At 75.8% G+C, this 7,226-nt stretch carries 5 protein-coding genes and 1 pseudogene; 4 read left to right on the top strand and 2 right to left on the bottom strand.

The annotated features are described in order from the left end of the window. Nucleotides 1-59 precede the first annotated feature (59 nt). Nucleotides 60-653 carry a mycothiol transferase gene (locus GTQ99_RS17220; RefSeq protein WP_166616956.1) on the bottom strand — a complete coding sequence of 198 codons (594 nt, stop codon included), beginning with the start codon at nt 651-653 and terminating at the stop codon, nt 60-62. A gap of 128 nt (nt 654-781) precedes the next feature. On the opposite strand from GTQ99_RS17220, the gene GTQ99_RS17215 reads away from it, so the two are divergent. The 4 genes from GTQ99_RS17215 to GTQ99_RS27075 all read left to right on the top strand — a co-directional run bounded on the left by GTQ99_RS17215 (nt 782) and on the right by GTQ99_RS27075 (nt 5,875). Then, nucleotides 782-1,534, top strand: coding sequence for a YqjF family protein (locus GTQ99_RS17215; protein WP_240897623.1), 753 nt, complete (start codon nt 782-784; stop codon nt 1,532-1,534). Nucleotides 1,535-1,654: 120 nt separating this feature from the next. After that, nucleotides 1,655-3,025 (top strand): CNNM domain-containing protein, encoded by a 1,371-nt coding sequence (locus GTQ99_RS17210; protein ID WP_166616955.1) that lies wholly within the window; start codon nt 1,655-1,657, stop codon nt 3,023-3,025. Next, nucleotides 3,022-4,038 carry a CNNM domain-containing protein gene (locus GTQ99_RS27080; RefSeq protein ID WP_166616954.1) on the top strand — a complete coding sequence of 339 codons (1,017 nt, stop codon included), beginning with the start codon at nt 3,022-3,024 and terminating at the stop codon, nt 4,036-4,038. The genes GTQ99_RS17210 and GTQ99_RS27080 overlap by 4 nt, the downstream gene beginning before the upstream one ends. A 31-nt stretch (nt 4,039-4,069) precedes the next feature. Further along, a complete protein-coding gene (locus GTQ99_RS27075) occupies nt 4,070-5,875 on the top strand; it encodes a prolyl oligopeptidase family serine peptidase (protein ID WP_166616953.1) in 1,806 nt (601 codons plus the stop codon). A 25-nt stretch (nt 5,876-5,900) separates the two neighbouring features. Here the strand turns inward: GTQ99_RS27075 and GTQ99_RS17195 are convergent. Continuing rightward, nucleotides 5,901-7,058: pseudogene (locus GTQ99_RS17195) on the bottom strand (Nramp family divalent metal transporter); the annotation flags it as partial. Between the last annotated feature and the right edge of the window lie 168 nt (nt 7,059-7,226).

Here is a 7,226-nt window from a genome sequence, read left to right as displayed (position 1 = left end):
AGGCCGGACCGCAAGTGCTTCCGCCCGCCCCGCCGCTGGGTGAGCGGTAGCCGAGGACCTCAGCGAACCCCGTCCGCGACCGCCTGCAACCGCGCCCGGTGCGCGGCCCACCAGTCGGCGTCGCCGTCGGGCAGGTTGCCGTTCGCGGCGCGCAGCCCGGCCCGCCCGTCGACGAGCTCGCGGACGACGTCGGCGTGCCCGGCGTGCCGGTGGGTCTCGGCGACCACGTGGACGAGGACGCGGTGCAGGGTGACCGGGCGCGCCTGCGGGCGCCACCACGGCACGTGGCCGGGGGCGTCCAGCGGCAGCGCGGCGACGGTGGCGTCGCTGTGCGCCCACACCCGGCGGTAGAGCGCGGTGACGTCCTCGCGGGACTCCTCGGCGGTGGCCCACATGTCCGCGTTCGGCTCGGCGTCGTCCTCCACCCACGGCAGCGGCTCGGGGAAGGGGCGGGCGAAGACCTCGCCGAAGTAGCCGGCCTCCACCCCGGCCAGGTGCTTCACGAGGCCGAGCAGGTTGGTGCCCGTGGGGGTCAGCGGCCGGCGGGCGTCGCGCTCGGACAGCCCCTCCAGCTTCCACAGCACCGCCTCGCGGCCCTCCCGCAGGTAGCCGTGCAGCTCGTCCTTCGCCTCGTCCCGCGCACCCGTCGCCACCGGCCCAGCCTGGCACCGCGCCCGCCCGCGCACGAGCCCGCAGACCGGACCCCGCGGTACGCCGTGCGCGCAGCGCGTGGGGAGGGGACGGTGTGGGCGTGAACGCCGCACCTCCTCACGAGCGCCCCTTGGACCGCCTGCCCGCCGCGGCCGCCGCCCCGCTGGGCGGGCCGGTGATGATGCACCAGCACTGGGACGACCTGGCGTTCCTGCACTGGGCGGTCGACCCCGCGCTCGTCGCGCCGCACCTGCCGCCGGGGGTGCGCCCCGACGTGCTCGACGGCGCCACCTACGTCGGGCTCATCCCGTTCACCCTGCGCGGTGCGGCGCCGGGGCGGCTGCCCGCGGTGCCGTGGTTCGGCACGTTCCTGGAGACGAACGTGCGGATGTACTCCGTCGACGACGCCGGCCGGCGCGGGGTCGTCTTCGCCAGCCTGGACGCGACGCGGCTGGCGGTGGTGCTGGGGGCGCAGCTGGTGTTCGGGCTGCCGTACCGGTGGTCGCGGATGCGGCGGGCGCAGCGCGAGCGCGAGGGCGCCCGCGAGTTCGCCTGGACGTGCCGGACCCCGGCGGGGGTGCGCAGCCGGGTCGTGGTGCGCGAGGGCGCCGACGAGATCGGCGCGGACGACGAGGTCGCGCGCTTCGTCACCGCCCGCTTCGGCCTGCACGTCGCGCACCTGGGCCGCACGTGGTGGGTGGCCAACGAGCACGAGGAGTGGCCGCTGCGCAGCGCGCAGGTCCTCGCCCTCGACGACGGCCTGCTGGCCGCGGCGGGCTTCCCGGGGCTGGCCGGCCGCGCCCCCGACCACGTCGCCTTCGCGCGGCGCGTCACCACCCGCTTCACGATCCCCCGGGAACTGGGGGCGCCGCCCGTCCGTTGAACCGGGGGAGACACCCGCCACCACAGGAAGGACCGCCGCCGCCGTGCGCGACGACGACCCCCCGAGTACCCGCCCCACCCCTGGACGGCCGACGAGGACCGGTGCGGGGGTGGGTCGCCCGTGACGGACGTGCTCTCCCTCCTGCTCGGCGTGCTGGTGGTGCTGCTCATCACCGCGGTGACGGCCTACTTCGTCGCCCAGGAGTTCGCCTACATGTCGGTGGACCGCTCCGGGCTGAACGCCCGCGCGGACGCCGGGGACGCCGGCGCCCGCCGCGCCCTGTCGGTCACCCGCCGCACCTCGTTCATGCTCTCCGGCGCGCAGCTGGGCATCACCGTCACCGGCCTGCTCGTCGGCTACGTCGCCGAACCCCTCATCGGGGAATCGCTCGGCGCCCTGCTGGGCGGGGTGGGGATCCCCGCCGCGGTGAGCGTGGGCGTCGGCGCGGTCGCCGCGCTGCTGTTCTCCACGCTCGTGCAGATGCTGTTCGGCGAGCTGTTCCCCAAGAACCTCGCCATCGCCAAGCCGGAACCGGTGGCGACCTGGCTGGCGCGCTCCACGCTGGTGTACCTGAAGGTGTTCGGCTGGCTCATCTGGTTCTTCGACCAGGCCTCGAACCTGCTGCTGCGCTCGCTGCGCATCGAGCCCGTCCACGACGTCGAGCACGCCGCGACCGCCCGCGACCTGGAGCACATCGTCGAGGAGTCCCGCGAGAGCGGGAACCTGCCGGCGGAGCTGGCGGTGGTGCTGGACCGCATCCTGGACTTCCCGCACCGCGACGTGGAGCACGCGATGGTGCCCCGCTCGCGGGTGGACACCGTGCCCGACACCGCGGACCTGGGCCTGGTGCGCGCGCTCATGGCCATCGGGCACTCGCGCTACCCGGTGCTGGCCGCCGACACCGGCGACGTCGTCGGCGTCGTGCACCTGGCGGACCTGCTGGTGACCGCCGAACCCGACGGCGCACCGGTCACCGCGATCGCCCGCCCGCCGCTGGTCGTCTCCACCCTCACGGCGCTGCCCGACGTGCTGCGCCAGCTGACGGAGACGCGCAACCAGCTGGCCTGCGTGGTCGACGAGTACGGCGGCTTCGCCGGGGTCGTCACGCTGGAGGACCTCGCCGAGGAGCTCGTCGGGGAGATCACCGACGAGCACGACGAGAGCGCCGGCTACGTGCCGGTGGAGGACGACGGGGTGTGGGAGATGGCCGGCGAGGTGCACGTCGACGAGGTGGAGCGCGCGCTGGGCGTGGACCTGCCGCGCGGCGACTACGAGACGATCGCCGGCCTGGTCATCGCCAGCCACGGCGGCCTGCCGCAGCCGGGGACGGTGCTGGAGGTCGACCTGCCGGCCGACCCGGCCGACGTGGACCGCGACTCCGGCGCCGCCCCGGCGCGGCTGCGGGTGGCGGTGCTGGCCGTCGAGCGGCACGTGCCCGCCCGGGTGCGCCTGGAACTGCCCGAGACCACCGACCAGGAGGTGCAGCGGTGAGCGACGACCCGTGGATCGTCGTCCCGGCGACCGCGCTCATCGTCGGGCTCAGCGCGTTCTTCGTGGCCGTGGAGTTCGCGCTGCTGGCCGCCAAGCGGCACCGCCTGGAGGACGCCGCCGGCACCGCCTCCGGGCGCGCCGCGCTGCGCAGCTCCGCCGAGCTGACGGTGCTGCTGGCCGGTTCCCAGCTGGGCATCACCGCCTGCACCCTGGCCCTGGGGGCGATCAGCAAGCCCGCGGTGCACCACTGGCTGACCCCGCTGTTCGAGGGCGCGGGCCTGCCGTCGGTGGCCGCCGACGTCACCGGTTTCGTGCTGGCGCTGTTCGTCGTCACCTTCGTCCACCTCGTGGTGGGGGAGATGGCCCCGAAGTCCTGGGCGATCGCGCACCCGGAGCGCTCGGCCCTGCTGCTGGCGCTGCCCATGCGCGGTTTCACGTGGGTCTTCCGCCCCGCGCTCAAGGTCCTCAACGCGGCGGCCAACGCCCTGGTGCGCCGCGCCGGCGCCGAACCGGCCGACGGGGTCGCCGCCGGGCACAGCCCCGACGCGCTGCGCCACCTGCTGGAGCACTCGGCGAACGTGGGCGCGCTGGACGCGCGCTTCTCGGCCCAGCTCTCCGGTGCGCTGGAGCTGGAGCGCATGACGGTGCGCGAGCTGCTGCGCCCCGGTGCGCAGCTGGCCGCGGTGCCGGCGGGCGCCAGCGTCGGGGACGTGCGCGAGGTCACCCGCCGCACCGGCCACCTGCGGGTGCTGGTCGGCGAGGCGCAGCGGATCACCGGTGTGGTCCACGTGCGCGACACCCTCACCGAGCCCGCGGAGGCGCCCGCGGACCCGCACGTGCGGGAGGTGTTCGTCCTGGAGGCGGGCACCACCGTGCACGCGGCGCTGACGGCCATGCGCGAGACCCGCAACCACCTCGCCGTCGTCACCGACGGGGGAGCGGTCGCGGGGGTCGTCACCCTGGCCGACGTGCTGCGCCGCCTGTTCCCGCAGGCGGTGGCGACCGCGGGCTGAGCGCGCGGCGGGGCGTGGCACGATCGGCCGGGTGAGCACCCCTCCCGCACCGGCCCCGAACCCCGACGTCCCGCTCTGGGAGCGGCGCTTCCGCGCCGGCCGGGTCGGGCTGCCGGAGTGGGCGCAGGACGCCCCGCAGCGCTGCGTCGTGGAGGCCACCGTCGGCGGCGTGCTGGAGGTGCACTCCTTCGACGCGGGCACCGGCGCGCTCACCCGGCTCACCGAGCGCGCCGAGGGCACCTCGACGGTGACGATCGAGCCGTCGGGGGAGTTCGTCTGGTGGTTCGACGACACCGACGGCGACGAGCACGGCGTCTGGCGGCGCCAGCCGTTCGGCGCGGCTCCCGGCGAGGGCGTCGAGGACCCGCTGGGGCTGCCCGCCGCCTACTCCGCCGGGCTGGCGTTCGGGCGCAGCGGCAGGGTCGTCGTCGGCAGCCAGGACGACGGCTACGGCACCCGCGTGCAGGTCGTCGAACCCGGCGCAGCGGCGCGCACGCTCTACGAGCACCGCGAGGACGCCTGGGTGGCGGACCTGTCCCCCGACGAGGAGTTCGTCGCGATCGCGCACTCCGAGCACGGCGACTCCCGCCACCCCGACCTGCGGGTGCTGCGCCTGGACGACGCCTCCACCGTCGTGGAGCTGGCCGACGGGCCCGGCAGGGGCGTGACGCCGATCGCCTTCTCACCGGTGCGCGGGGACGGGCGGCTGCTCGTGGAGCACGAGCGCGGGGGCCGCTCGGAACTGCTCGTCCTCGACGTGGTGACCGGGATGGAGATCCCGGTGCGCCTGGACGTGCCGGGGGAGGTCGCCGGCGCGGAGTGGACCCGCGACGCCACCGGCCTCGTCGTGCTGGTCGACCACGAGGCGCGCACGCTGGCGCACCTGGTCGACCTCGGCACCGGCGCGGTGCGGCGGGTGGGGCCCTCGACGGGCACCGTGGGCGGCGCCACGGCCCGCCCGGACGGCGACGTGTGGCTGGCGTGGTCGTCCTCGGCGCAGCCGCCGAGCGTGCGCACCCGCACCGGGCGGGTCCTGCTGCGCGCCCCGGGCGAGCCCGCGCCGCCGTCGGTGGACGTGCGCGACGTCTGGGTGGACGGCGAGGGCGGGCGCGTGCACGCGCTGCTGCGCACCCCGCCCGGTGCGCAGGGCCCGCTGCCGCTCGTCGTGGAGGTCCACGGCGGTCCCACCCACCACGACACCGACTCCTTCCGCCCCTACGTGGCGACGTGGGTGGACGAGGGGTTCGCCGTGGTGCAGGTGAACTACCGCGGCTCCACCGGCTACGGCTCCGCGTGGCGGGACGCCCTGGACGCCCGGGTGGGCCACGTGGAGCTCGCCGACATCGCCGCGGTCGCCGACCACCTCGTCGCCGCCGGGATCGCCGACCCCGACCGGGTGGTGCTGGCCGGGGCCTCCTGGGGCGGTTTCCTCACCCTGCTCGGGCTGGGCACGCAGCCGCAGCGGTGGGCCCTCGGGCTCGCGGGGGTGCCGGTGGCCGACTACGTGGCCGCCTACGAGGACGAGATGGAGGGCCTGAAGGCCTTCGACCGCTCGCTGTTCGGCGGCTCCCCCGAGCAGGTGCCGGACAAGTACGCGGACTCCTCGCCGATCACCTACGTCGACGCCGTCCGCGCCCCGGTGCTGGTGCTGGCCGGCCGCAACGACCCGCGCTGCCCGATCCGGCAGATCGACAACTACCTGGCGCGGCTGGCCGCGCGCGGCGCCGCGCACGAGGTCTACCGCTACGACGCCGGGCACGGCTCGCTGCGCGACGACGAGCGGGTGCGCCAGATGCGGGTCGAGCTGGACTTCGTGCGCCGGCACCTGCCCGCCTGAGCGTCGGCCGGCGCTCGGCTGGTGGTCAGCCGGTGAACGTCAGCCAGAGCAGGGCGACGTTGAGGGCGACGACCAGCGCCACCGCGGTGACGGCGGCGAGGTGGGTGCCGCGGCGGTTGACGTGCGCGCCCATCAGCGCGCGGGAGCTGGTCAGCGCCACGAGCGGGACCAGCGCGAAGGGGATGCCGAAGCTGAGGACGACCTGGCTGACGACGAGGGCGCGGGTGGGGTCGACGCCGACGCCCAGGCAGACCAGCGCGGGCACCAGGGTGACCACCCGCCGCACCAGCAGCGGGACGTCCACGTGCAGCAGCCCCTGCATGATGACCGCGCCGGCGTAGGCGCCGACCGACGTCGATGCCAGCCCGGAGGCCAGCAGGCCGATGGCGAACAGCAGCGCCGCCCCGGTGCCGAGGTGGGTGGCGACGGCCGCGTGCGCGCCCTCGAGGGTGTCGGTGCCCTCGACGCCGCGCAGCGCGGACGCGGCGAGCAGCAGCATCGAGATGTTCACCACGCCCGCCACGAGCAGGGCCGCGAGGACGTCGATGCGGGTGGCGCCCAGCACGCGCCGGGTGCGGTGCGCGGCCACGACGCCGTGGTGGTCGCGGGCCATCGCCGAGTGCAGGTACACCGCGTGCGGCATGACGGTGGCGCCGAGCATGCTCGCGGCCAGCAGCACCGTCTCGCTGCCCGCGAAGCGCGGCACGAGCCCCTCCACGGCCTCGGCCGGGTCCGGCGGGGCGAGCACGACGCCGGAGACGAACCCGACGACGATGACGAGCAGCAGGGCGACGACGGCGGCCTCGAAGCGGCGCACCCCGTTCCGGTTCTGCAGCATGAGCAGCCCCAGCGAGACGAGGCCGACGACCAGCCCGCCGACCAGCAGCGGGGTGTCGAACAGCAGCTTCAGCGCCACCGCGCCGCCGATGACCTCGGCGAGGTCGGTGGCGGCGGCCACCAGCTCGGCCTGCCCCCAGTACGCCAGCCGGGCCTTCGTGCCCAGCCGGGCGCGCAGCAGCTCCGGCAGCGTGGAGCCGGTGACCACCGACAGCTTCGCGGACAGGTACTGCACGAGGACGGCCATCGCGTTGGCCGCGACCAGCACCCACAGCAGCAGGTAGCCGTACCCGGCGCCCGCGGTGAGGTTGGCGGCGACGTTGCCGGGGTCGACGTAGGCGATGGCCCTCTACGAAGCGCTGCGCTCGTAACCCAGCGCTTCGTAGAGGGCCATCGCCTCCGGCTGCTTGGTGCCCGTCTCCAGGCGCACGCGCCGCGCCCCGGCGGCGCGTGCGCCTGGAGACGGGCACCAAGCAGCCGGAGGCGATGGCCCTCTACGAAGCGCTGGGTTACG

The sequence above is a fragment of the Kineococcus vitellinus genome (genome assembly GCF_009906315.1).
In the GTDB taxonomy this organism is placed as follows: domain Bacteria; phylum Actinomycetota; class Actinomycetes; order Actinomycetales; family Kineococcaceae; genus Kineococcus; species Kineococcus vitellinus.
The sequence above is the reverse complement of the archived record's forward strand: the minus strand, read 5'-3'. Positions and strand labels throughout refer to the sequence as shown.